This window comes from Streptomyces sp. DG1A-41 (genome assembly GCF_037055355.1).
Classification (GTDB): Bacteria; Actinomycetota; Actinomycetes; order Streptomycetales; family Streptomycetaceae; genus Streptomyces.
Genome location: NZ_CP146350.1, coordinates 356,096 through 380,361, shown reverse-complemented (window position 1 = coordinate 380,361; position 24,266 = coordinate 356,096). Strand labels below are relative to the sequence as shown.

The 24,266-nt window shown below is 68.8% G+C and carries 18 protein-coding genes and 3 pseudogenes; 19 read left to right on the top strand and 2 right to left on the bottom strand.

The genetic code is table 11. The features are described 5' to 3' along the window. The first annotated feature begins 273 nt into the window (after positions 1–273). The 9 genes and pseudogenes from V8690_RS01845 to V8690_RS01805 all read left to right on the top strand — a co-directional run. Entirely contained in the window at positions 274–1,557 is a 1,284-nt protein-coding gene (locus V8690_RS01845) for an extracellular solute-binding protein (RefSeq protein ID WP_338775548.1), read from the top strand. After that, the gene (locus V8690_RS01840; RefSeq protein ID WP_338775547.1) at positions 1,558–2,574 is read left to right on the top strand and encodes a sugar ABC transporter permease; all 1,017 of its coding nucleotides are present in this window, start codon (positions 1,558–1,560) and stop codon (positions 2,572–2,574) included. After that, positions 2,564–3,400: a carbohydrate ABC transporter permease gene (locus V8690_RS01835; protein ID WP_338775546.1), complete on the top strand. Its 837-nt coding sequence runs from the start codon at positions 2,564–2,566 to the stop codon at positions 3,398–3,400. Before V8690_RS01840 ends, V8690_RS01835 begins: the two co-directional genes overlap by 11 nt. A 98-nt stretch (positions 3,401–3,498) precedes the next feature. Continuing rightward, positions 3,499–4,863, top strand: a complete 1,365-nt coding sequence (locus tag V8690_RS01830; protein ID WP_338775545.1) for a right-handed parallel beta-helix repeat-containing protein — start codon at positions 3,499–3,501, stop codon at positions 4,861–4,863. Between the two features lie 358 nt (positions 4,864–5,221). Next, positions 5,222–6,010: pseudogene (locus V8690_RS01825) on the top strand (family 43 glycosylhydrolase); the annotation flags it as partial. Positions 6,011–6,652: 642 nt separating this feature from the next. Then, positions 6,653–7,057 (top strand): annotated as a pseudogene (locus V8690_RS01820) (carbohydrate-binding protein); the annotation flags it as partial. Positions 7,058–7,168: 111 nt separating this feature from the next. Next, a complete protein-coding gene (locus V8690_RS01815) occupies positions 7,169–9,025 on the top strand; it encodes a glycosyl hydrolase 53 family protein (RefSeq protein WP_338775544.1) in 1,857 nt (618 codons plus the stop codon). A gap of 194 nt (positions 9,026–9,219) precedes the next feature. Then, entirely contained in the window at positions 9,220–10,533 is a 1,314-nt protein-coding gene (locus tag V8690_RS01810) for an RICIN domain-containing protein (protein ID WP_338775542.1), read from the top strand. Positions 10,534–10,684: 151 nt separating this feature from the next. Beyond that, positions 10,685–10,981, top strand: a pseudogene (locus V8690_RS01805) (LuxR C-terminal-related transcriptional regulator); the annotation flags it as partial. Between the two features lie 253 nt (positions 10,982–11,234). Here V8690_RS01805 and aztA read toward each other — a convergent pair. Beyond that, complete coding sequence (gene aztA, locus V8690_RS01800; RefSeq protein WP_338775541.1) at positions 11,235–11,975, bottom strand: zinc ABC transporter ATP-binding protein AztA; 741 nt, start codon at positions 11,973–11,975, stop codon at positions 11,235–11,237. Positions 11,976–11,990: 15 nt separating this feature from the next. Between aztA and aztB the strand changes: the two genes are divergently transcribed. The 4 genes from aztB (at position 11,991) to aztD (ending at position 16,352) form a co-directional block, all read left to right on the top strand. Then, positions 11,991–12,848 carry a zinc ABC transporter permease AztB gene (aztB, locus tag V8690_RS01795; protein WP_338775540.1) on the top strand — a complete coding sequence of 286 codons (858 nt, stop codon included), beginning with the start codon at positions 11,991–11,993 and terminating at the stop codon, positions 12,846–12,848. Positions 12,849–12,868: 20 nt separating this feature from the next. Continuing rightward, the gene (locus V8690_RS01790) at positions 12,869–14,110 is read left to right on the top strand and encodes a hypothetical protein (protein ID WP_338775539.1); all 1,242 of its coding nucleotides are present in this window, start codon (positions 12,869–12,871) and stop codon (positions 14,108–14,110) included. Next, positions 14,107–15,066 carry a zinc ABC transporter substrate-binding protein AztC gene (gene aztC, locus V8690_RS01785; RefSeq protein WP_338775538.1) on the top strand — a complete coding sequence of 320 codons (960 nt, stop codon included), beginning with the start codon at positions 14,107–14,109 and terminating at the stop codon, positions 15,064–15,066. Before V8690_RS01790 ends, aztC begins: the two co-directional genes overlap by 4 nt. Before the next feature lie 86 nt (positions 15,067–15,152). Then, entirely contained in the window at positions 15,153–16,352 is a 1,200-nt protein-coding gene (gene aztD / locus V8690_RS01780) for a zinc metallochaperone AztD (protein WP_338775537.1), read from the top strand. 20 nt (positions 16,353–16,372) lie between these two features. Here the strand turns inward: aztD and V8690_RS01775 are convergent, their stop codons facing one another. Beyond that, positions 16,373–17,992: a PucR family transcriptional regulator ligand-binding domain-containing protein gene (locus V8690_RS01775; RefSeq protein ID WP_338775536.1), complete on the bottom strand. Its 1,620-nt coding sequence runs from the start codon at positions 17,990–17,992 to the stop codon at positions 16,373–16,375. A gap of 280 nt (positions 17,993–18,272) precedes the next feature. Between V8690_RS01775 and solA the strand changes: the two genes are divergently transcribed. From solA to V8690_RS01745, 6 genes are all read left to right on the top strand, one after another. Next, positions 18,273–19,409: an N-methyl-L-tryptophan oxidase gene (solA, locus tag V8690_RS01770; protein ID WP_338775535.1), complete on the top strand. Its 1,137-nt coding sequence runs from the start codon at positions 18,273–18,275 to the stop codon at positions 19,407–19,409. A 112-nt stretch (positions 19,410–19,521) separates the two neighbouring features. After that, positions 19,522–20,196, top strand: a complete 675-nt coding sequence (locus V8690_RS01765) for a haloacid dehalogenase type II (protein WP_338775534.1) — start codon at positions 19,522–19,524, stop codon at positions 20,194–20,196. 87 nt (positions 20,197–20,283) lie between these two features. After that, entirely contained in the window at positions 20,284–21,381 is a 1,098-nt protein-coding gene (locus V8690_RS01760; RefSeq protein WP_338775533.1) for an ABC transporter substrate-binding protein, read from the top strand. Continuing rightward, the gene (locus V8690_RS01755) at positions 21,374–22,510 is read left to right on the top strand and encodes an ABC transporter ATP-binding protein (RefSeq protein ID WP_338775532.1); all 1,137 of its coding nucleotides are present in this window, start codon (positions 21,374–21,376) and stop codon (positions 22,508–22,510) included. The genes V8690_RS01760 and V8690_RS01755 overlap by 8 nt, the downstream gene beginning before the upstream one ends. A gap of 39 nt (positions 22,511–22,549) precedes the next feature. Continuing rightward, on the top strand, positions 22,550–23,416 hold the full coding sequence (locus V8690_RS01750; protein ID WP_338775531.1) for an ABC transporter permease: 867 nt from the start codon (positions 22,550–22,552) through the stop codon (positions 23,414–23,416). Further along, positions 23,413–24,255, top strand: coding sequence for an ABC transporter permease (locus V8690_RS01745; protein WP_338775530.1), 843 nt, complete (start codon positions 23,413–23,415; stop codon positions 24,253–24,255). The genes V8690_RS01750 and V8690_RS01745 overlap by 4 nt, the downstream gene beginning before the upstream one ends. Positions 24,256–24,266: the final 11 nt, after the last annotated feature.

The following is a 24,266-nucleotide window of genomic DNA, read 5'->3' as shown; positions in this document are numbered from 1 at the left end:
CCTGGCGCGGGGGCTTCAACGGCCGGGGCATGCCGGAGGTCGGCCGTCCCGGCCTGACTCAAACGGAGCTGCGCCGCCACGTCGTCCTGTGGGCCACGATGTCCGCACCGCCGTTCGTGGGCAGCGATGTGCGCAGCGCGTCGGCGGCGACGCCGAGCATCCTCAAGAACGCCGACCCCTGTTCAACCAGAGCAGCCGTTCGCGATGTCTGTTCGGTCACCACCGGAGCGATCAAGGGGTGGGCCGCTCGCTCGGAAGGTGGTGCACACGCCCATGGCAGTGTCACGAAGACGGCTTCTGGCGCTGGGCGCCGGAGCGGCCGCCGGAGGGTTCGGGCTGGCCGGCTGCGGGTCGCAGCGCTCGCTCGGCGACTCGGATGAGATCACGCTGTGGACCTGGGACCGGTCGGTGAGCGACGAGCTGGTGGCCCGGGCCGAGACGAAGGGCATTCCCGGGGCCGAGGGCTTCAGACTCAGCCGCACCAACATCGGCGGCCACTTCAACACCAAGGTGCGTACCGCGCTCGCCGGCAAGTCCCTGGTGCCGGACATCATCGGCATCAACTCCGACGTGGCCACCTACTTCCGCAACCAGGACGTGTTCGTCGACCTGAACGACTTCGGCGCGGCCGAGCTGAAGAGCCGGTACCTGGACTGGAAGTGGAACGAGTGCATCACGCCCGAGGGCCGGATGATCGCGTTCCCCATGGACACCGGCCCCACCGGGCTGTTCTACCGCGCCGACCTGCTTCAGGAAGCCGGGATCACCACCGACCCGAAGGAGCTGGCCGCCCGGGCCCCGGACTGGGACGGCTTCATCGCCCTGGGCAAGGAGCTGCAGAAGTCCCGGGAGCGCGCGGTGATCTGCCCCAACATCCGCCACGTCTGGAGCATCCGGCTGGGCCAGCTGGCCAGTAAGTTCATGACCGAGGACGGCCGGTACATCGGCGACCGGGACGAGCTGCGCGAGGCATTCGAACTGGCCTACCGGATCGGCAGGGACGGCCTGTCGGCCGGCGCCCCGGAGGGCTCCACCGACTTGTACGGCGTGGTCACCAGCGGCCGTCAGCCGGTCGGTATCGGTGCGGTGTGGTGGGGCCTGGCCTTTCCGGAGTCGGCCGCGCCGAAGACCGAGGGCAAGTGGCGGGTGGCCGACCCGCCCGGCGGTGCCGGCAACGTCGGCGGCTCGTTCCTGGCCGTCACCAAGTACTCCAAGAACCCCGAGGCGGCCTACAGGTTCATCACCTGGCTTCAGTCTCCGGAGAACCAGGTCAAGGCGTTCACGGAGATGTCGCTGTTCCCGTCCTCCCCGCGCTCCTTCGCGAGGCCGGAGATGCGTGAGCCTCGGCCGTTCTACGGCGGGCAGCGCACCATCGAGGTGTTCGGCCCGTCGGCGCGGCAGGTCAAGACCGTCTACAAGAGCCCGTACGACCGGGTCATGGACCCGGTCTTCGCCGCCGAGCTCGCCAACGTGGAGGCCGGCAAGAACGTCGACACGGCATGGAGGCACGCCCAGGACACCATCGAGCGCGAGCTGACCCGCGAGGGGGCGATCTGAATGGGCCACGCCGATGCGCTGCGCGGGAAGACCGTCAAGCCGCGCGGGAGCGCCGCCGAGCCGCCGCCGGACGGGTCCAGGCCACTGCCCGGCTGGCGCCGCTACTGGCCGATGTACGCGGCGGTCTCCCCGTTCTTCATCCTCTTCGCCGTCTTCGGCATCTTCCCGGTCGGCTTCTCCATCTACCTGTCGTTCATGTCGTGGGACGGCATCGGAGAGATGCGGTCGATCGGCTGGGAGAACTACGCGTACCTGGTGACCGACTCCGACTTCTGGCAGTCGATCGGCAACACCCTGATCATCTGGATCCTGTCCACCGTACCGATGATCTTTCTGGCGCTGGTCATCGCCTACGCGCTGCACACCGCAGTGCGGTTCAAGGCGTTCTACCGGGTGGCCTACTTCACCCCGAACATCACCTCGATCGTGGCGATGACCCTGGTGCTCGGCTCGGTCTTCAGCGACAGCTCCGGGCTGCTCAACAGCGCGCTGCGGGCGATCAACGCCGGCGAGGTCGGCTGGCTGTCCGACCCGTGGGCGATGAAAACATCCGTGGCGGCGATCACCACCTGGCGGTGGGTCGGCTACAACGCCATCATCTGCCTGGCCGGCCTGCAGGCCATCTCCAGCGACGTGCTGGAGGCGGCCAAGGTCGACGGCGCCGGCAACCGCCAGACCTTCTTCCGGATCACCATCCCGATGCTCCGCCCGGTGATCCTTTTCGTCGCCGTCACCTCCACCATCGGCGGGCTGCAACTGTTCACCGAGCCGCAGGTGCTGTTCCCGGTGGACGACAACGGGAACGTCGGCGGTCCCGGCGGCGAGGCCACCACCATCGTGCTCTACCTGTACCAGCAGGCGTTCATCTTCAACCGGTTCGGCTATGGCGCGGCCGTCGGCTGGGCGCTGTTCCTCCTGATCGCGGTGTTCTCCGTCATCAACTGGCGGCTGATCGGCGGCCGCGACGAGGACGCGATCGGCACCGGCAAGCGGAAGGGGAAGTCCCGTGCGCGCTGAGACGGCCGCCAGGTCGCGGACGATCGTGGGCCACGCCGTGCTCCTGCTGGGCGTGCTGGTCACGGTCTTCCCGTTCTACTGGATGTTCGTGATGGCCTCGAACACCACCGGGGACATCTTCGCCTACCCGCCCAAGCTGATCCCCGGCCCTCACCTGTGGGAGAACATGAACAAGGTGTTCGACGGGATCGACTTCTGGGGGTCGATGGGCATCACCGTCGTGGCCGCCACAGCCGTGACGTTCCTGGTGCTGCTCTTCGACTCGCTGGCCGCCTTCGCCTTCGCCAAGTACGACTTCCCCGGGCGGAGGGTGCTGTTCTGGATCGTGCTGGCCACCTTCATGATCCCGATGCAGCTGGCGCTGGTGCCGCAGTTCGTCACCCTGGCCTGGCTCGGCTGGGTCGGTTCGCTCAAGGCGCTGATCATCCCCGGCGCGGCCAACGCGTTCGGGATCTTCTGGATGCGCCAGTACGCGCAGGGGGCGATCGCCGACGAGCTGATCCAGGCGTCGAGGGTAGACGGGGCCGGGTTCTTCCGCCAGTGGTGGACGGTGGGGCTGCCGGTGCTTCGCCCGGGGCTGGCGTTCCTGGGGATCTTCACCTTCTTCCACATCTGGAACGACTACCTGTGGCCACTGATCGTGATGACCGACCCGGGCAAGGTGACGCTGCAGGTGGCCGTGCAGCAACTGAACGGCGTCTACACCACCGACCAGTCGATGGTCATCGCCGGAGCGCTCATGTCGGTGATCCCGCTGATCGGGGTCTTCCTGATCGGCTCGCGCCACTTCATCGCCAACCTGGCCGCCGGCGCCATGAAGTTCTGAAGCAGCACGCGCATGGTCAGCGCCTTTCGAAAGGCGTCTCCACACCCGCGTCGAGTTCCTCACGCAGGCACGAGCCCCGCCCCCGCACGGGAGGATCCATGAAACAGTCCATCAAGGCCTCGTTAGCCGGGGCCACAGCCGTACTCCTGCCCGTCGCGGCTACGGCGCTCGCAGTCGACGCGGGTGCCGCGACGCCGGCGGACGGCGTCGCGGCGGCCGGAAACATCTATTACGTCGCCCCGAACGGGAATGACGGCGCAGCGGGCACGCAGGCCGCCCCGTGGGCATCGATCGCCCGCGCACAGGCCGTCGCCAAGGCGGGTGACACTGTCTACTTCCGGGGCGGCACCTACGCCTACACCCGCGCGAACAGCGCCTGCTCAAGCCAGACCGCCAGAGTCGACGCGATCACCCTGAACAAGAGCGGCAGCTCGGGCGCCCCGATCCGGTACTGGGCCCACCCGGGCGAGAAACCGGTCTTCGACTTCTCTCGCATGACGGACAACTGCCGTATCAAGGGCTTCAACGTCACCGGCAGCTGGATCCACCTCAAGGGACTGGAAGCCAAGGGCGTACCGCAGAACAACAACCGCAACGCCGAGTCCTGGGGGATCTGGGTTTCCGGCAGCAACAACACCTTCGAGCAGATCAACACCCACCACCACATGGGAACCGGCCTGTTCATCAGCGGCGGGGGAGGCAACCTCGTCCTCAACTCGGACTCGCATGACAACTACGACCCGCGCAGCAATGACGGGCCCGGCGAGAACGCCGACGGGTTCGGTTCGCACTACACACCGGCCGGCCGCCCCGCGAACGTGTTCCGGGGTAGCCGCGCGTGGTGGAACGCCGATGACGGGTTCGACCTCATCTCCACCTACTCGCCCGTGATCATCGAGAACTCCTGGGCCTGGCGCAACGGGTACGTGCCGGGGACGACGACGCCCTCCGGCAACGGAGCCGGCTTCAAATCGGGCGGCTACGGGGGTGACTACGAGGCCAACGCGCCGAAACACACCGTCCGCTTCTCGGTGGCGTTCCTCAACAAGGCGGCCGGCTTCTACGCCAACCACCACCCGGTGGCCAACGACTTCTTCAACAACACCGGCTACGGAAACCACCCCAACTTCAACATGCGGGGAGTCGACTCGAGCGGTGCCTCCGTCGGCCGGGGCAACCTGCGCAACAACATCGCCTACACCGGAACGCCGACGTCGTACATGACCGGCGCGAACGCCGCGTACAACTCCTGGAACCTCGGCGTCCCCCTGTCGGACTCCCAGTTCCAGAGTGTGTCGACGTCCGGCTGGGAGGCGCCCCGCCAGTCCGACGGGAGCCTGCCCGTGCTGCCCCACCTCCGTCTCGCGGCGAACAGTGCCCTGATCGACAAGGGCACCGAGGTGGGGCTGCCCTTCAGCGGAAGCGCGCCGGACCTCGGCGCCTTTGAGAACGAGGGAAGGTGACATCGTGAGGCAAAGATCGCGTGTCGTTTCGAAGTACTGGAAGGTGGCCGCCGCCGCACTGTTGTCCGTGGCGTTAGCGGCACCGCTCTCGGCGAGCACCGCTGCGGCGGAGACACCTGCAACGAAGACATCGGCCACGGAGACCTCGGCAACGGCGCTCCACGACCAGCGTGCCGCTGCTGAACAGGTGACGGATCGCGGCCTCGAGTACCTGGTGTCCGACTACCGGACCCGCACTCCGTCGAAGTACACGGTTGCCTCATGGAAGCCCTTCGCCAAGGCGTTGAGGACCGCGGCCGCAGTCGCCGACGACGCATCGGCCACCACGTCGGACGTCGCCGCCGCGAAGACGGCACTGATGACAGCCGCCGCCGATCTGAAGGCCGCGGACGAGGGCACGTTCCAGACCATCACGAACAACACCTTCTGGAACGACACCAGCGGCAACCCCATCTATTCGCAGGGCGGCGGCGTCTTCAAGTTCGGCGACACCTACTACTGGTACGGCGTGCACTACACCGGCGCCGAGCTCTACCGGGCCAATCCGACGAGGAAGTACGACGGCGACGTCAGCTTCGTCTCGATCCCCGTGTACTCGTCCAAGGACCTGGTGAACTGGAAGTTCGAGAACCGCGTCGCGACGCGCTCCACCGGCGTGGGCAACGGCGCCAACCTGGGTGGTGCGGGCTGGGTCGGGCGGCTCGGGGTCTCGTACAACGAGAACACCGGCAAGTACGTGCTCGCCGTGCAGATGTGGCACACGGGCAGGGGCGGGCACGGCGTTCTGCTGCTGCAGGGCGACTCACCCACCGACACCTTCGACTACGGCTACTTCCAGACCCAGATCACCAACTCGCCCACGACCGGCACCGGGGATCAGACCGTCTTCACCGACGACAACGGCAAGGACTACCTGATCTTCTCCAACCGCGAAGGAAGGTCGCGCGGCTTCGTGGCCAAGTTCCGGGAATCCGACTCGCTGCGGATCGAGCCGGGCGTGGAGATCCGCCGCGGCGACGGTCGCGAGGGCAACGCCATGTTCAAGCTCGACGGCAAGTACTACCACGCGGCGTCGGACCTGCACGGCTGGAACACCTCTGTCAACTACGTCAATGAGTCGACCAGCGGCAACGTCCAGGGCTCCTACAGCAGCGAGTACGTCCTTGCCGGCACCCAGATGGACTACAGCCACGTGACCCAGACCGGGTTCTTCGTGACGGTCAACGGCAGCAAGCAGAACACGGTGATCTATGCCGGCGACCGCTGGGCCGACTTCGCCTGGAACGGCATCGGTTACAACCAGTGGGTGCCGATAACCAAGACCGGCGCGAGGCCGCAGTTCCACTCGGTGAGCCAGTGGCAGTTCAACGTCACGACCGGAGAGTGGCGTGCCGGGCCGGCGAACAACTACATCCTCAACCCGGACATCCAAGCTGACCGCATCATCGTCTCCAGTGTGCGGGGATGGCGGAACCTCGGCGGTTCGGTGACCAACGTCAACGGTGGTGCGAACGGGTCTCGCTTCGCCCTCCAGGTGAGCAACAGCGGCGGCGTCGAGCAGCGGATCGAGTCGGTGCCCGCAGGCACCTACACCCTGTCCCTGCACGCTCGGGGTAGCGCCGGGCAGGTTGTGATCACCGGCGCCAACGGCAGCCAACGCACCCTCAGCATCCCGTCGTCGAGCGGCTGGACCAAGCGCGAGCTCACCGGCATCGCGCTGCCCAGTGGGGCCGCCACCGTCACCGTGCGGGCGTCGGGTTCGGGCGGCGTCACCGTCGACCAACTCTCACTGGTCAAGGCCTCTGCCGACGCGCCATCGGGACAGCGGTACGAGGCAGAGACCGCACCGGCCCAGTGCCAGGGCACGATCGACTCGAACCAAGCGGGCTTTTCCGGTAGCGGGTTCTGCAACGGCGATGCCGCTGCGGGAGCCTTCGCGCAGTTCACGGTGACCTCGGCGGCCGCTGGTACGGCGACGCTGGGGATCCGGTTCGCCAATGGCTCCAGTAGCGGTGCGAGGCCGGCGAACCTGGTCGTCAACGGATCCACGGTGGGGACGGTTTCGTTCGAGGCCACCGGTGCGTGGACGACGTGGTCGACCAAGACCGCGACCGTCCCGCTGAACGCCGGCAGCAACACCATCCGGTTGGATCCGACCACGGCAGCCGGACTGCCCAACGTCGACTACCTCGATGTCGGTGCCACGACCGGCTGACATCCCACGCTCTGCCGGTCTCCTCGGCCGGCAGAGCGTGCGGGGTCGCGTCCTTGCGACCACGACACCGTCACCTCGTCAGGAGAAGGCATGAGCATCAAGCGTCCGGCCCGCGTCATCGCGGGCACGACGACGTTGGTCACCATGGTGTCCGCGACGTTACTCATGGTGCCCACGTCGGCCCATGCGACCTTCGGGACCGCGGACATCAAGCCGATCGAGAGCAATATCGCTGCCAAGGCTTGGGCTTCGGCGACAGCCGGCAGCGGCTCGTCGAACGCCCAACTGGCCATCGACGGCGACCCGACGACGTCCTGGTACCCCGGTCGTGCCGGCGCCCGGCAGTGGCTCACCGTCGACCTCGGTGGAACCTACGACAACCTGCGCAAGGTCAAGGTGATGTTCCCGGACCGTGGCGTGGCCCACCGGTACGTCGTCGAGGCTTCATCCGACGGTCGCCGGTGGAAGACCATCGCCGACAGGTCCCACAACAGAGCCGTGTCGCGAGGGGAAGTGCACCTGTTCACCCGGCCGGGAACGCGCTTCGTCCGGCTGATGTTCACCGGTGAGCCGGGTCGTGCCCGGGCCGGTGTCAGCGAGCTCCAGGTTTTCAACTATCTGCGCGACGACCTCACTCTCGGCGCCGATCTGTCCTGGGTGGACGACTTCCAGGACCGGCAGTACTGGGTTGACCCCTTGGCCGCAGACAGGGGCGCCGGACCACACCTGCTCGACGTGGCCAAGGACCGTGGCATTGAGTACAGTCGGCTGCGGATCTTCAACGAGCCGCGCAGCGAGAGCACCGGTCAGCCGACGCCGATACCGCGCCAGGGTCCGGAGCGCTCACTGGTCTCAGCGAAGGGGATCAAGCAGCGGGGCATGGGCCTGGGTATCGACTTCCACTACGCGGACTCATGGGCGGACCCGAGCAAGCAACCAAAACCACGCGCCTGGGCCGAGCTGGAGTTCGCGGACCTGACCCAGGCCGTGTACGACTTCACCGCCGACTATCTGGACCGGTTGATCCAGCAGGGCACCACGCCGGAGAAGGTCGCCGTCGGCAACGAGATCATCAATGGGTTCATGTACGGCAGCGAGGCGGCCCACATCGGCACGACGAATCCGCCGTACTTCGTCGACCAGGCCGATATCTACCAGTCGAAGCCCGGCGGTGGCCTGCTGTGGAAGTACTGGCGGTCAACCGACCCGGTGGAGCAGAAGCTCTACGACCAGTCGTGGGACCGGTTCACCACCCTGGCCGCGGCCGGGATCAAGGCCGTCCGTGACGCGTCACCGACATCCAAGGTCGAGATACACGTGATCGTCGACAAGGACAAGCTCGCCAAAACCATGGAGTTCTGGCACCAGTTCCTCACCCGGGTGAAGGCAAAGGGCCAGAACCCCGATGTGCTGGCCATCTCGTACTACCCGGAGTGGCATGGCACCCCCGAGGCGCTGGATCTCAATCTGAACGCCATGGCCACCACCCATCCCGACTATGAAATCGACATCGCGGAAACCGCCTACCCCGCCTCGGGCGGCGACGGCTCGCCGTTGCCCAACTCACCCTTCCCGCGAACGATTCAGGGCCAGGCGGACGCTGTCCGGAGGGTGTTCCAGGCCGCCAACGACGTGGTCGACAACCGAGGTTCGGGTGTCCTGGTGTGGGAGCCGCCGGCTACCAGCCCATGTTCCGGGCCGTGCCCGGACTGGCGAACACGTGGGAGCCACACGCGTCCATCAACGTCTTCAACGCCAGCCGCGCCAAGCACATCCTCCAGGACACCATCTACACGTCCACCGTGGTGGGTGCCGCCCCGAAGCTGCCCTCCTCCATCCGCATGCTCACCACCGCCAACAACAGGATCACCGATGTCCCCGTCCGCTGGCAGCCGTTGCCACCCGGCGCGACGGACAAGCCGGGTGAGGCGACGGTCACCGGGATGACCGACAAGGGACCGGTCACGGCGGTCATCGACGTCGTTCCCAGGCGCGGCGAACACGCCTCCACCACCTCATGACCTCCTTCGCCAAGCGACCCGCCGGGCAGCGGGGCCAACTGCCGCCGACTGGACGCACCCGGCAACGGGCCCAGCCGAACGCCAATCGCTACACCCGTTCCCGCACTCAAGGAGACATCCATGACCATGCAACGACGGACATTCCTCAGCATGAGCGTGGCCGGAGCGACGGGCGTGGGCCTGTCCCTGCTCGGCGCGGGGCAGGCACCGGCCGCCGTCGGTCCGTTGGACACGGCGCCGACCACGCCGTTCGCGGTCGGCGTGCGCCGGTATGACTGGACCCGTGGCAGCCGTCCGTGCACCACCTACGTCTACTACCCCGCCACCGGCACCCCCGGCGGCAACCCGGTGACGAACGCCCCGGTCGCAGGCGGTGTCTTCCCCGTCTACAACTTCACCCACGGTTTCGGAAGCAGCCCGCAGAACTCGCTTTTCATCATTCGGGCCCTGGCCGCGGCGGGCTTCGTCGTCCCCGCCCCGCACTTCAACCACAATTTCACCGACGTCAGAAACGGCAACACCTCCAAGGACGTCTCGCAGATCATCACCAACACCCTCGCCCTCAACACGAGCGGTCCGCTGGCCGGGCACATCAACACCGGCATCGGCGTCGGCGTCTCGGGCCACTCCCTGGGCGGCATGATCACCCATGGCCTGCTGACCTCCTGGCCCGACAGCCGGATCATCTCCGCCAATCCGCAGTCCTGCGAGGACATGGGCAACCCCGCCGCCTCGGTCTCCGCCAAGGTCCTGTTCGTCCACGGCGACCGGGACTCGACCACGTCGTACTCCTCGGCCCGGCAGGCGTACACGGAGATGGCCTGGCCCAAGGCGTTCCTCACCTTCGTCGGCGGCAGCCACACCAGCTTCTGGAGCGACAACCGCTTCCCGACCACCGTCGTCGACTGGGCCCGCTGGAGCATGTACGGCGACACCGCCGCACGGGACCGCCTCCCGGCCGACGCGGCCGGGCCCAACACCAGATGGGAAGCCCAACTGGGTGACTCATCCGGCGGCCCTGCCGCCTACACCCTGGTGGCCCAGCACAGCGGCAAGGCCGCCGACATCTACGAGGCCTCCACCGCCGCCGGCGTCCGGCTCGTCCAGTGGACTACCAACAGCCGCCCCAACCAGCAGTTCGAATTTGTGGACGCCGGCGACGGCCACGTCCGCGTCAAGGCCCGGCACAGTGGCCTGTTCCTCCAGCCCACGGGCACCGCGACCGGCGCGGACGTCGTCCAACAGGCCGGCAGCGGCGCCACCGGCCAGCAGTGGCGCGTGATCGACCACGGCGGTGACGTGATCAGCCTCGTCAACCGGGAGTCCGGCCTGGCCATGGATGTCTGGGAGTACTCGACCGCCGACGGCGCCCGCATCTCCCAGTGGACCTACACCGGCAACCCCAACCAGCGCTTCACCCGCCGCCGCGTCTGACCCGGGACCTGTCGGAGCACCGCTCGGGCAACAGGGCGGGCGGTGCCCCGACATGGCGCCGACAAGTCTTCGCGACCACATCGGACGCGTCAGATGCACGGACACCGGGTCGCCGAAGACGGCCTCCAAAACGTTCATCGGCAACACCGTGCTGCTCGCCCCGTCCATCACCCGTCGCCTCATCGAGGACATGGCTCGGCGCCGCCCCGTCCCGCGCCCCAACACCCGCCTGCGGCTCGACGGCCTCACGCCACGGAAGACGGACGTCCTGCTGCTGGTCGCGCGGAGCCTGTCGAATACGGAGATCGCCGCGACGCTGGTCGTGGCGCAACAGACCGTCAAGACCCACATGAGCCGGCTGCTCGCCAAGCTCGGTGCCCGAGACAGGGCGCAACTCCTCGTCATGGCCCACGAGTCGGGGCTGGTCGCTCCGCGGACGTCCGGCTGAACCACATCCGCCGGCAGCGTGTGGCCGACGTCGGCGCGTACGGTTTTGCTGAAGACCTGCGCTCGGCCGCAGTGGCAGATGCAGCCGGGTGGCGCCGGGGTCGGACAGCCACACCGGAAGCGCGACCGGCCGGCAGCCGGTGGCGGTACCCGCGCCTCCACCGTGCCGTCGGTGCGAACAGTTCCACGTACCTGCCGCGCTCACGGCAATTGGGAGTCCGGGTGTGCCCGAGCCGACGGAGGGCGTGGTCGCGTCACGCCGGTTGCCAGATCCGGGCGAGTGTCGAGGTGGTGAGCACCTGCTCGGGGTGTCCCTGTCCTGCCAAGTGGCCGTCGCGGAGCAGAAGGCAGGCGTCCGCCGAGCGTGCGGCCTCCAGGTCGTGCGTGGCCTGGACGACGGTCACCCCGTCGGCGACCAGCTCCGTCAGCAGCACCCCGATCCGCTCCCTTGCCTCGGGGTCGAGTCCGGTGGTCGGTTCGTCCAGCAGCAACAGATCCGACTCCTGGGCGAGCCCTTGGGCGATCAGGGCGCGCTGCCTCTGCCCGCCGGAGAGCTCCCCGAGCTGACGGCCGGCGAGGTCGGCGATGCCCAGGCGCTCCATGGCCGTGTCCACGGTGGAGCGGTCCTGCCGGGTCAGCCGGCGCCACGGTCCGCGCTCGCCCCAGCGCCCCATCTCCACCGTCTGCCTGACCGTCAGCGGCAGTGCGTCACCGACGGCGCCGCGCTGCGGGACGAAGGCCGGTGGCCGGTCGCCGTCGTGCTGGAGCTCGCCTGATGTGGGTCGGATCACTCCGGCCAGCACTCCGAGCAGGGTGGACTTCCCGCTTCCGTTCGGGCCGACGAGCGCCGTGGTGGCCAACGCCGGTATCTCCGCGTCAAGTTGACGCAGGACGGGACGGCCTGGGTAACCGGCGGAGAGCTTGGTGAGGCGGGCCCGGGACGTCCTGCCCTCGGCGTGGGCGAAAGAGGGGGATTCTTTGAACATGATTTTCATTGTAATGTGCATCGCATGGAGTGGTTGACGGGTCCCTTCGAGGTGACCTTTGTGCAACGGGCCCTGTGGGGCGGGATGCTGGTGTCGGTCATCTGCGCACTGGCAGGTACCTGGGTCGTGCTCCGGGGGATGGCCTTCCTGGGCGACGCCATGTCCCACGGGCTGCTGCCCGGGGTCGCGCTCGCCGCGCTGCTCGGTGGCAACCTGCTGGTCGGGGCGGTGCTGAGCGCGGCCGTCATGACCGCCGGTGTCACCGCCCTCGGCCGCACCCCGAGGCTGTCCCAGGACACCGGCATCGGCCTGCTCTTCGTGGGGATGCTGTCCCTCGGCGTCATCATCGTGTCGCGCTCGCAGTCCTTCGCGGTCGACCTGACCGGGTTCCTCTTCGGTGACGTCCTCGCCGTCCGTGAGCAGGACCTGGTGTCGCTGGGCGTGGCGCTGCTGCTGGCACTGGTCGTCTCGGTCCTCGGCCACCGGGCTTTCCTCGCCCTGGCCTTCGACCCGCGCAAGGCCCGGACGCTCGGCCTGCGTCCCCGCCTCGCTCACGCCGTGCTGCTCGGCCTGCTGGCGCTGGCCATCGTCGCCTCCTTCCACATCGTGGGGACGCTGCTCGTCCTGGGCCTGCTGATCGCCCCGCCGGCGGCCGCGCTGCCCTGGGCGCGCAGTGTGCGCGGTGTCATGGCCCTCGCGGCGCTGCTCGGCATCACCGCCACCTTCTGCGGCCTGCTGTTGTCCTGGCATCTGAGCACCGCGGCCGGCGCGACCGTCTCGGCCCTCGCGGTGAGCCTGTTCTTCCTCTCCCACCTGGCATCCGGTCTCCGCCACCACCGCCGTGCGCGCCTCGTCGGCGTCCACGCCACGGCAACCGACTGAAAGAACCAGAGGCGATCCCTTTGCTCGTCCGAAGAAACGTCATTGCTTGGGCACCTGCCGCGCTCGTGGCCGTCTCCCTGCTCACCACGAGCTGCGCGGGCCAGAACGATGACGTGTCCGCCCCGAAGTCCACCGCCTCGGCGTCCGCTCCGCACGGATACGTCGAAGGGGCCCAGGAGAAGGCCGAGCAGCAGTCGCGGCTGCTGCTCAACGACCCGGGGACCGGAGACACCCGGGTACTCGATCTGATCACCGGAAAGGCGCACCGGGTGTCCCGGACGACGGGCACCACCGAACTCACCACGGACGGCCGGTTCGGCTACTTCCACACCTCAGGCGGCACGCACGTCCTCGACGGCGGCGCCTGGATGGTGGATCACGGCGACCACGTCCACTATTACCGCGCGTCCATACGCGACGTGGGCCGGCTGCCCGAAGGCCCCGGCGCTCGCGTCCGCAGCGACGCCGCCGTGACCGCGGTGACCGACGAGGACGGCCGCGCCAGGATCTACCGTCGGGCCGAACTGGAGAAGGGCGAGGTCGGCTCGCCCCGCGCGCTTCCCGGGACACACGCGGGCGTTGTCGTGCCGTACGCGGAGCACCTGCTCAGCCTCACAAACAACGGGCAGGCCCCCGCGAAGCTCGCGGTGTACGACCGCGAGGGCAAGCGCGTCGCGTCGCCGGACGCGGCGTGCGCGGACCCGCGGGGCGACGCCGTCACCCGCCGCGGAGTCGTCCTGGGCTGCGCCGACGGTGCCCTGCTCGTCCGTGAGACCGACGGCGCGTTCACGGCCCGGAAGATCCCGTACGGCGACGACGTACCCGACAAGGAACGCGCCACGGCCTTCCGGCACCGGCCCGGCAGCGACACGCTCACGGCGCCGGCCGGGGAGCGGGCCGTGTGGGTCCTGGACGTCACCGAGCGCACGTGGACACGGGTGAGGACCGGTCCCGTGGTCTCGGCCAACACAGCGGGCGAGGGCTCCGTCCTGATCGTCCTCGAGACGGACGGATCGCTCCACGGCTACGACATCTCCACCGGCAAGCAGGTCTCCCGGACCAAGCCGCTCCTGACGGGCGTCTCCGCCGCCGGTACCGACGGAAGCGCGGGACCGGCCATCGAGGTCGACCGCAGCCGCGCCTACCTCAACGATCCCCAGGGCAAACGGGTGCACGAGATCGACTACAACGACAACCTGCGCGTCGCGCGCACCTTCGACCTGGACATCGAGCCGGCCCTGATGGTGGAGACCGGACGATGAAGAGAAGGACGCGAGCAACGCGGCGGCTGCGCACCCTGCTGACGGCCCTGCTCACCCTCTTCCTTGCCGGTGCGGCGACTGCCTGCACGAGCGGCGACGACCAGCCCCGGGTCGTGGTGACGACCAACATCCTGGGCGACATCACCCGGGAGATCGTCGGCGACGAAGCCGAGGTCACCGTGCTGATGAAGCCGAACGCCGACCCGCACTCCTTCGGCCTGTCGGCCGTGCAGGCCGCCGAACTGGAGCGAGCGGACCTCGTGGTGTTCAACGGCCTGGGCCTGGAGGAGAACGTACTGCGGCACGTGGAGGCCGCCCGCGAGTCCGGGGTGGCCACCTTCGAGGCCGGCAAGGCGGTGGATCCGCTCACCTTCCAGGCGCATGAGGACGGGGGGCCCGGGGAGGAGGCCGGGCAGCCCGATCCGCACTTCTGGACCGACCCCGACCGCGTGCGCAAGGCCGTAGGCCTGATCGCCGACCAGGTGGTCGAGCACGTGGACGGCGTCGACGAGAAGGCGATCCGCGCCAACGCCGACCGCTACGACGGCCAACTCGCCGATCTCACCACCTGGATGGAGAAGTCCTTCGGCCTCATCCCCGAACAGCGGCGGGCCTTGGTGACCAACCACCACGTCTTCGGCTACCTCGCCGAACGCTTCGGCTTCCGGGTGGTGGGCGCGGTGATCCCGAGCGGTACGACGCTGGCCTCGCCCAGCTCCTCCGACCTGCGCTCGCTCACCGAGGCCATGCGCAAGGCAGGCGTACGCACGGTCTTCGCCGACTCCTCCCAGCCCAAGCGGCTGGCCGAGGTCCTGCGTACGGAGATGGGCAGCCGGACGCGTGTCGTCGAGCTCTACTCCGAATCCCTGACCGAGAAGGGCAAGGGCGCCGGTACCTACCTACAGATGATGCGCGCCAACACCACCGCCATGGCGGACGGCCTGACCGGCGCCTGAAGCGCCCCCTCGGGCCCCGGCCGACCGGCCGTCCAGCAGCACCCACATCCGACGCCGCGCCCGCGCGGCCAGAAAGGAACACCCCGGTGAACACGTCGACACCCAACAGAGCCTTCACGGGCACCGCCCTCGCCCTGGCAGCCTCCGCCGTCCTGACCGCCTGCGGAGGAGAGAACAGCTCCTCCACCGACACGAAGGCCAAGAACGCCCCGGGCACCGAGGCCGTTGCGGTCAAGGACCCGCTGGTCGCCACGTTCGACGGCGGCCTGTACGTCCTGGACGGCGAGAGCCTGAAGCTGGCCGACACGATCGAGCTGCCCGGCTTCAACCGCGTCAACCCCGCCGGCGACGACGACCACGTCATCGTCTCCACCGACTCCGGTTTCCGCGTCCTGAACGCCGCCGAACAGGCCTTCACCGGCGTCGAGTACAAGGGCGCCAAGCCCGGCCACGTCGTACGGCACGCCGGCAAGACGGTCCTGTTCACCGATGGCACCGGAAAGGTCGAAGTCTTCGACCCCGACGACCTCGCGGGCGGCAAGAAGCCGCAAGGCCGCAGCTACACCTCGGCCGAGCCGCACCACGGCGTCGCCATCGAACTCGGCAACGGCGAGCTCCTCAGCACCCTGGGCGCCGAGGAGAAGCGCACCGGCGCCCTCGTCCTGGACAAGAACAACAAGGAGATCAAGCGCAACGACAACTGCCCCGGCGTCCACGGGGAGGCCGCGGCCAGGGGCGAGGCCGTCGCCGTCGGCTGCGAGGACGGCATCCTGATCTACAAGGAGGGCAAGTTCACCAAGGTCGACGCCCCCGACGACTACGGCCGCATCGGCAACCAGAGCGGCAGCGACGTGTCGCCCATCCTCCTGGGCGACTACAAGACCGACCCGGAGGCCGAACTGGAGCGGCCGACCCGCATCTCCCTCATCAACACCGAGACCGCGAAACTGCGACTGGTCGACCTGGGCACCAGCTACTCCTTCCGTTCGCTCGGCCGCGGACCCCAGGGCGAGGCACTCCTCCTGGGCACGAACGGCAGCCTCCACGTCATCGACCCGGAAACGGGCAAGGTGGAGAAGAAGATCCCCGTCGTGGACGAGTGGCAGGAACCGCTGGACTGGCAGCAGCCCCGGCCCACTCTCTTCGTCCGCGACCACACCGCGTACGTCTCCGAGCCGGGCAAGCGCAAGCTGCACGCCATCGACATCGAAACGGGCAAGAAGGTCACCTCCGTGACCTTGCCGAAGAGCACCAACGAACTGTCCGGTGTCGTCGCCGGCCACTGAGCGCGCGACCCCTGGCCTCGTCACGTGCCGGGCGTTGCCGCTCCCCGTGCGTCCAGCACCAGCACCGCGACGTGCAGGGACGTGCACTGAATGCCCGATTCCAGGTCGCAGCCGAGGAGCCGCTCGATGGTGTGGAGGCGTTGGTAGTACGCCTGCCGGGACATGCCGGCCCGCTTCGCCGCGACCGACTTGTTCCCGGCCGCCGTCAGATAGGCGCGCAGGGCCGGGAGCAGGTCGCCGCCGTTGCGGTCGTCGTGCTCGATGAGACGGGTGAGCTGCCGTTCCGCGTACCGCTGGAGGCGGATGTCGTCCCGCAGCACGCCCAGGAGTTCCGGCAACTGGACGTCGGCGGGGACGTAGAACCAGCGGTCGGGCGAGGCCGACGTGATGGCCTCGGCCGTCTGCTCGGCCTCCTGCCACGACCGGGCGATCCCGGAGAGGTCGGTCACGCCGGGGCCGACGGCGACGACTGCGTCAGGGCCGAGCTCCTCGTGGCAGAGACGGCCGATCCGCTCCGCGACCGGCTGCCAGGCGCTGGCCTGCGCCAGGGCGAGGAGTACGCCGATCCGGCCCGGGGCCGTCTCGCCGACCAGGGCACGGATGCCGCTCTGCGCCATCGCCTTCGCGATCCGTTCGTCGAGGTGCTCGCCGGTGCCGGTGTGTGTGTGGCGGATGACCACGGCGAAGAGGCGGTGCCCGAGGGTCGGCAGCCCCAGTGCCTCGGCGCGGGCGCGGGCGTCCGCGGGGGAGCGGAACCGCCGTTCGTACAGGTCCCGCAGCACGGAGCGGTGGGCCCGGCGCTCCCACCAGGCCGGCCCGGCCAGACGCGCCATGCTCAGGGCGACCGCCGCGTGCTCCAGGACCAGGACGTGTTCCGGGTCGGGCTCCGCGTTCAGCCGGCCCTCCAGCAGGACCAGCCGCCCCCACGGCCCGTGGTGATCCTGCACGGGCGCGATCAGCCAGCCCTCCGGGCCGCTCGGCGCGATCTTCTCCAGGGTCGGCGCGGCCCGGGAACGCCGGGACCAGGCCGACACCACCGGTTCGTACGGCCGGCCGAGCAGCTCGCACATCAGGACCCGGTGGGTGAGGTCCTCGAGCACCACGGGGGCCCCGGTGAGCTCAGCGGTGGTGTGCACCAGCTCCTCGGGGTCCGCGCCCCGCAGCGTCAGGGCGGTGAAGATGTCCTGGATGTCCCTCCCGCGGCGCAGCAACGCCCCCTGGGCGTCGAGGATGAGCGCGTGCACCGTCTGCGTGACGTCGATGAACCGGACGCCGCGGGCCAGTTCCACCAGCGGCACCTCACGGGTACGGCAGGCCGCCACCAGCTCGTCGGGCACCTTCCGGTACCGGTAACCGAGCTCCACGATCAGGCCGGCCGCGCCGACATCGGCGAGCTGGTCGACGTAGCCGCGCAGCTCGGAGGGGTCCTCGGGATAGGGCATGCCGGTCGTCAGGACCAGCTCGCCGCCCTCCAGGAAATCGGCGGGGTTGAGCAGTTCGGTGACGTGCACCCAGCGCACCGCACGGTCGAGCTGCGACTCACCGGCCAGAACGCGCGGCATCCCCTCGGCCAGCACGGGGAGGCGCAGAACCTCCGTGATGGTCGGGAAGTGCCCGGTTGCGGGACGTCTGGGCGGCATAGGGAGTGCTTTCGTCCTAGGGGTCGGGGGTCACCTTTGCACCGGGACGTCACCGTGACAAGAGGGGGAGTGTTACTTTCCGTGGTCGTCCCGCTCGCCGTGACAGATCGTCTCGATGAGACGTCAAGGCGGAACAGAGTGTGGGTTGACCTGCGTGTTCGCCGGGGTCGAGAGTGAACGCCATCCCCAGAGGGACCGAATCGGAAGGGTCCGCACGGTGTCCGCACCGTGTTGGGGCACTACTGACACCCAGGCCGCACCCGGCGAAAGGAACGACCTCATGCGCATCCCGAAGCGCGTCGCCGTGATCGGTGCCGGCAGCATGGGCAGCCAGGTCATGTGGCGCCTTGCCGCCCGCGGAGCCGAGGTCATCGGCTACGACCGGTACGCGCCGGGTCACGACCGGGGCGCGGCCGGGGGCGAGACCCGCATCTTCCGAGCCGTGCACCTCGGTGACCCCGGGTACATTCCGCTGCTGCGGCTCGCCGACCGGATGTGGGACCGGCTCCAGCGCGAAACGGGCTTCTCGCTGCGACGCCGCAGCGGATGCCTGGTGATGGGCGAGACCGCCTCGCCGTCGATGCGTCTCCTCCTCTCCGCCAGCTCCACCCACCGGCTGGACCACGAGGTACTGGACCGGGAGGAGCTCGCCCGCCGCTACCCGCAGCACCGCCTCCCGGACGGGCACACCGCCGTCCTCGACCGGATGGGCGCCATCATCAGGCCCGAGTCGTCGGTCCAGGCCGCCGCCGCCCGCGCCGAGCAGCTCGGCGCCCGGCTGCACCGCTACACCCCGGTGCGGGAGATCACCCCCGCGGCGGGCGGCGGGGTGCACATCGTCACCGACCACGGCACGGACCACGTGGACACCGCGGTGGTGACCGTGGGCCCCTGGATCAACACCCTGCTCCCGGACCTCCCCCGGACCGTGGACATCCGCCGGCTGATCAGCTCCTGGCACCTCCCCACCCGCCACGACTGGTTCGCGGGCGGCGCCCCCGCCTTCGTGCGCAGCACACCCCATGACTGCTACGGGCTCCCGTCGCCCGACGGCATCTCCGTCAAGCTGGGCCTGTCCCTCGCCCGTTATCTGCCGGTACCCGACCCCGAACGGCTCGACCGCACGGTTTGCCCGGAGGAACTCGCCACCTTCCGCGAGCTCATCGGCGAGCTGATGCCCGACCTGAACCCCGACCCCATCAGGCTGTCGGTCTACATGGAGGGCTACACCGCGTCCGGAAACCCGCTCGTGGGTCATCTCCCCGGCGAGGACGACATCATCGTCATGGCCGGATTCTCCGGCAGCGGCTTCAAACTGTCGCCCGCCATGGGCGAGATCGCCGCCGACCTGGCGCTCGACGGCACCACGGACCATCCCGTCGGCTTCCTCGCACCGGCCGGAGTCGGCACCGTCTGATCCACGGCAACCTCCCCTCTCTTCGGCACGCCCGTCCCAGTCGTGCCCGAAAAAATCTGAAAAAGGCGGAACTGAAACGTATTCAGTTCCCTGGAGATAAGAGAGCACTTCCATGACTGAACCCTCGTTCCGGCCGCAGTACGTCTCGTTCGACTGTTACGGCACGTTGATCGAGTTCCCGATCACCCCCATCACGCGGGAACTCGTCGGCGACCAGGTCCCCGCCGAGCAGTGGGACCAGTTCGTTCGCGAGTTCCGCGGCTACCGCTACGACCAGGTCCGTGGCGAGTACTACGCCTACGAGCAGGTGCTGCAGGACTCCTTCGAGCGGGTCTGCCGCAAGTGGGGCCTGAAGGCGGCCCCGGACGCGGGCAAGCGGTTCGCCGACGGCGTGCGCAGCTGGGGCCCGCACGCGGACGTGCCCGAGCCGCTGAAGAAGATGGGCGAGAACTACAAGCTGGTGATCCTGTCCAACGCGGGAGACTCCTTCCTGGAGGAGAGCGTGCCCCGGCTCGGGGCGGACTTCCACGCGGTCTACACCGCCGAACAGGCCGGCTTCTACAAGCCCCGCTACGCCGCGTTCGAGTACATGCTCGACCAGCTCGACGCGTCCCCCGAGGACTTCGTGCACGTCTCCTCGCACACCCGCTACGACCTGATGCCGATGCACGACATGGGCTTCCGCAACCTGATCCTGCTGGACCGCGGATACGACCCCGTGACCCACGGCTACGACTACCTGCCGGTGAAGTCCCTGGACGATCTCAACCGCATGCTCGGCATCTGAACTCGTATCCCGATCCCTCTGTACGGGACCCGCAGGTCCCCGCACCACGGATTCCCCGTATCCCCAGCGATCTCCAGGAGCTTTGCCATGGAAGGCAACCGGATAGGACGCAGAACCGTACTCCGCACCGCAGGCGCTCTGGCCGCCGCCTCGGCAGTGACCGGATGCGGCACCCTCATGGGCAGTGGCGAAAGCCGCGGCTCGACGAGCGGTGGCGGCAAGAAGCGGATCGTCGTCAGCAACAGCGGTGGCGCCTACAACGACGCTCTCACCAAGGCGATCTACGAGCCGTTCGCCAAGGAGACCGGCATCACGGTCACCACGGTCAACTACCAGTCCGCACAGATCATCGCCCAGGTCAGACAGGGTCGGCCGCAGGTCGACCTGATGGACAACACCCTGCTGATCTTCCAGAAGATGGCCCGCCTGGACTGTCTGGAGGCGGTGGACTACGACCGGCTGAGGAGTGTCAAGGGCGCGGGGATCGCGGAGCACCAGCTGCCGGAGCACGCGGTCGGCAAGAACGTCTGGGCGAGCCTGATGGCCTACCGCACGGACAGTCTCAAGCGCGCCCCGAAGGGCTGGGCCGACTTCTGGAACACCCACTCCTTCGCCGGTCCGCGCTCCCTTCAGAGCGCTGAAGCGGACTACCCGGAGCTGGAGTTCGCGCTGCTGGCCGACGGGGTGCCGCTGGACAAGCTGTACCCGCTCGACCTGGACCGGGCGTTCGCCTCGATGTCGCGGATCCGCGGCGAGGTGAAGAAGTTCTGGAACACCGGCGCCCTTCCGGCGGTGCTGCTGGGCCGCAAGGAGGTCGTCATGACCAGCCTGTGGAGCGGCCGCGCGGACGAACTGATCAAGCAGGGCATGCCGGTCGCCTACCAGTGGAACGGAGCCCGGCGGCTCACCAACGGCTGGGGCATCCCGAAGGGCGCGGACAACACGGAGGCGGCCTACAAGCTGATCGACTTCTCCCTGCGTCCCGAGGTGCAGGCGGCGTTCGCCAAGCTCTTCCCGCAGGGCCCGGTCGTCCCCGCCGCCACCAAGCTGCTCTCGGACGATGTCCTGGCCACGCTGCCGACCTCGCCCCAGAACCTGAAGACCGGGTTCGACACCGATGTGACCTGGTGGGACGAGAACCTGGAGGCGGTCACCAAGCGCTGGCAGGAGTGGGCCGATGCCTGAGCAGACCGGGCTTCTCGCCTCGGCCCTGGCCCCGGGGCCCAACGCTCTGACCGGTAAGTCGTTGTCCGTGACGGGCCTGAGCAAGTCCTACAGCGGGACGACGGTGGTCGACGGTGTCGACATGGAGATCGCGGCCGGTGAGTTCATCACCTTCCTCGGCTCCTCCGGTTCCGGGAAGACCACCACGCTGATGATGCTCGCCGGGTTCACCGAGCCCGACTCCGGCAGCATCGCCGTCGACGGCCGGGACATCACCAAACTCAACCCCGGAAAACGCGACTTCGGTTTCGTCTTCCAGCAGTACCTGCTCTTCCCGCACATGACGGTCGCGGAGAACGTCGCCTTCCCCCTCCAGTTGCGCGGAGTACCCAAGGCGGAGATCCGCCGCCGCGTGGGCGAGACCCTGGAGGCGGCGGGCCTGTCGAAGTTCGCCGGCCGCAAGCCCCGCGAACTCTCCGGCGGCCAGCAGCAACGCGTGGCCCTGTGCCGGGTGCTGGTCTACCGCCCGCCGGTCGTGCTGATGGACGAACCGCTGGGCGCCCTGGACAAGAAGCTGCGCGACCAGATGCAGACCGAGATCAAGTCCATTCAGCGTGAACTGGGCCTGACCGTCGTGTACGTGACGCACGACCAGGAGGAAGCCCTGGTCCTGTCCGACCGCATCGCCATCATGAAGGACGGCCGGATCGAGCAGTTCGACACGCCTCGCGGCCTGTTCGAACGCCCGCACACCCCGTTCGTGGCCGACTTCCTCGGCGCCGCCAACTTCCTCACCGGCAAGGTGGAGGAGCCGGCCGCGGACGGATGCACCCGGGTGCGGCTGGACACCGGCGGCGTGCTCACGGCCCGAGAGCACCCCTGTGTGCCCGGGCAGCGGGTCCGGGCAGCGGTCCGGCCGGGCAAGCTCCGCATGGTCGGCGCCGAGGACAGCTGTTGTACCGGCACGGTCGAAACGGCCGTATACGTCGGTTCACTGACCCGCCTCTCGGTCCGCCTGGACGGAGCCGACCCCGGCACACCGCCGCTGCGCATCGAGACCGCCCTCACCCCGCCGCGCCCCGGGGAGCGGGTCTGTGTGACCGCCGACCGCGCCGACGTCAGTGTCTTCGACGCCACGGACGGGGGGTGAGTCGTGGCCGGCGCCGCTCTCGCACCCGGCAAGGTGCGTGTGAAAACATCCGCGATGCGCGGGCACCGCTCCCGCATCGCCCTGGTCAACGCCGTCCCGGTGACGCTGTTCCTCCTCGTCCTGTTCGTCTACCCGATCGTCGGCGTCCTCTCCCTCAGCCTCGAAGGCGACAGCGGCGGCTTCACCCTCCACTGGTACACCGACGCCCTCAGCGGCGTGAACCTGTCCGTGCTGATCTCCACGCTGCGGATCTCCGCGGAAACCGCGGTGCTCAGTGTGCTGGTGGGCTTCGGCCTGGCCCACGCCATCGCCCGGATGCGGCCCGTGTTCGCAGCACTGGCGATGCTGATCGTGGTCGTGCCGCACTTCATCAGTGCCCTGGTGCGCACCTACGGCTGGATCATCATGCTCGGTGAACACGGCCTCATCAACACGCTGCTGACGTCCCTGGACGCCCCCGGCGCGCCGTACTCGCTGCTCTACAACGAGACCGGTGTGGTCATCGGCACCACCTCGGTGATGCTCCCCTACACGGTGTTGATCCTCCAGGGCGTGATGCGCGGCGTCGACCGCCGGCTGCTGGCCGCGGCCGCCGGGTTCGGCGCGGGGCGCCTGACCATCTTCCGCCGCGTCTACCTGCCGCTGGTCGCACCCGGCATCGGCACGGCCGGCCTGCTCAGCTTCATCCTCTGCCTGGGCTACTACATCACCCCGGCCCTGATGGGCGGCGACAAGCAGACCGTGGTGGCGGCGCTGATCGACCAGCAGGTGATGAAGCAGGACCAGTGGAACTCCGCCGCCGCCTTCGGCGTCATCCTGCTGTTGCTCACCTTCGCCGGCCTGGGTGTGCTCGGCCTGGCCAAGCTCCGCCGCACCAAGGCGCACGCACGAAGGAGCAGCTCATGATGGAACTGCCCGCCACCCGAGCCGGACACATCGCCCGCGCCGTCAGTGCCACCGCGATCCTGCTCTTCCTGGCGATGCCCATCGTCATCATCCTGGTCACCTCGTTCGGCGCCGACGGCGTCGGCACCTTCCCGCCGAAGGAGTACAGCACCCGCTGGTACGAGCAGATGGCCGCGCCCGGCGGAAACTGGGCCGCCTCCATCGCGCTCAGCAGCCTGATCGCCGCGCTGACCACGGTGTTCTCCCTCGTCCTGGGAGTCACCGCAGCCACCGCCCTGGCCCGCGGCCGGCTCCCGCTCCACGCGGCGGTCTACGGCCTGGTCCTCGCCCCGCTGCTCATCCCCCAAGTGGTCATCGCGCTCGGCCTGTTCCTGTTCTTCGAACCGGCCGGCATGCTCGGCAGCCCCCTGGCCATCGCCCTCGGGCACACCGTGCTGGCCGCACCCATCGCCGTCCTCATCATGATCTCGACCCTGCGCGGGATCGACGAACGGCTGGAGGACGCGGCGGCCAGCATGGGCGCCAGCCGGATGACCATCGCCCGGCGCATCACCTTCCCCCTGGCCACACCCGGCCTCATCGCCGCCGCCGTGTTCTCGTTCATCACCAGCTTCGACGAGTTCTTCATCGCCCAGTTCATGTCGACGCCGGACACGCGAACGCTGCCGGTCCTGGTCTTCAACGCCCTCCAGTTCGACGTCGACCCGACCGTCACCGCCGTCAGCGCCGTCCTCATCGCGCTCGCCATCCTCGCCCTCGCCCTGGTCGCCCTCGTGCGAAAACTCGGCGGCCACCGGCACGGGCAGCAGGGCGTGCTGCCCGTCGAACCCCTCACCTGAGCCCCGAAAAC

Coding starts and splice junctions, on each gene's coding strand:
- V8690_RS01845 (WP_338775548.1), top strand. CDS start 274: ATGGCAGTGTCACGAAGACGGCTTCTGGCGCTGGGCGCCGGAGCGGCC.
- V8690_RS01840 (WP_338775547.1), top strand. CDS start 1,558: ATGGGCCACGCCGATGCGCTGCGCGGGAAGACCGTCAAGCCGCGCGGG.
- V8690_RS01830 (WP_338775545.1), top strand. CDS start 3,499: ATGAAACAGTCCATCAAGGCCTCGTTAGCCGGGGCCACAGCCGTACTC.
- V8690_RS01815 (WP_338775544.1), top strand. CDS start 7,169: ATGAGCATCAAGCGTCCGGCCCGCGTCATCGCGGGCACGACGACGTTG.
- V8690_RS01810 (WP_338775542.1), top strand. CDS start 9,220: ATGACCATGCAACGACGGACATTCCTCAGCATGAGCGTGGCCGGAGCG.
- aztA (WP_338775541.1), bottom strand. CDS start 11,975: ATGAAAATCATGTTCAAAGAATCCCCCTCTTTCGCCCACGCCGAGGGC.
- aztB (WP_338775540.1), top strand. CDS start 11,991: ATGGAGTGGTTGACGGGTCCCTTCGAGGTGACCTTTGTGCAACGGGCC.
- aztC (WP_338775538.1), top strand. CDS start 14,107: ATGAAGAGAAGGACGCGAGCAACGCGGCGGCTGCGCACCCTGCTGACG.
- V8690_RS01775 (WP_338775536.1), bottom strand. CDS start 17,992: ATGCCGCCCAGACGTCCCGCAACCGGGCACTTCCCGACCATCACGGAG.
- solA (WP_338775535.1), top strand. CDS start 18,273: ATGCGCATCCCGAAGCGCGTCGCCGTGATCGGTGCCGGCAGCATGGGC.
- V8690_RS01765 (WP_338775534.1), top strand. CDS start 19,522: ATGACTGAACCCTCGTTCCGGCCGCAGTACGTCTCGTTCGACTGTTAC.
- V8690_RS01760 (WP_338775533.1), top strand. CDS start 20,284: ATGGAAGGCAACCGGATAGGACGCAGAACCGTACTCCGCACCGCAGGC.
- V8690_RS01755 (WP_338775532.1), top strand. CDS start 21,374: ATGCCTGAGCAGACCGGGCTTCTCGCCTCGGCCCTGGCCCCGGGGCCC.
- V8690_RS01745 (WP_338775530.1), top strand. CDS start 23,413: ATGATGGAACTGCCCGCCACCCGAGCCGGACACATCGCCCGCGCCGTC.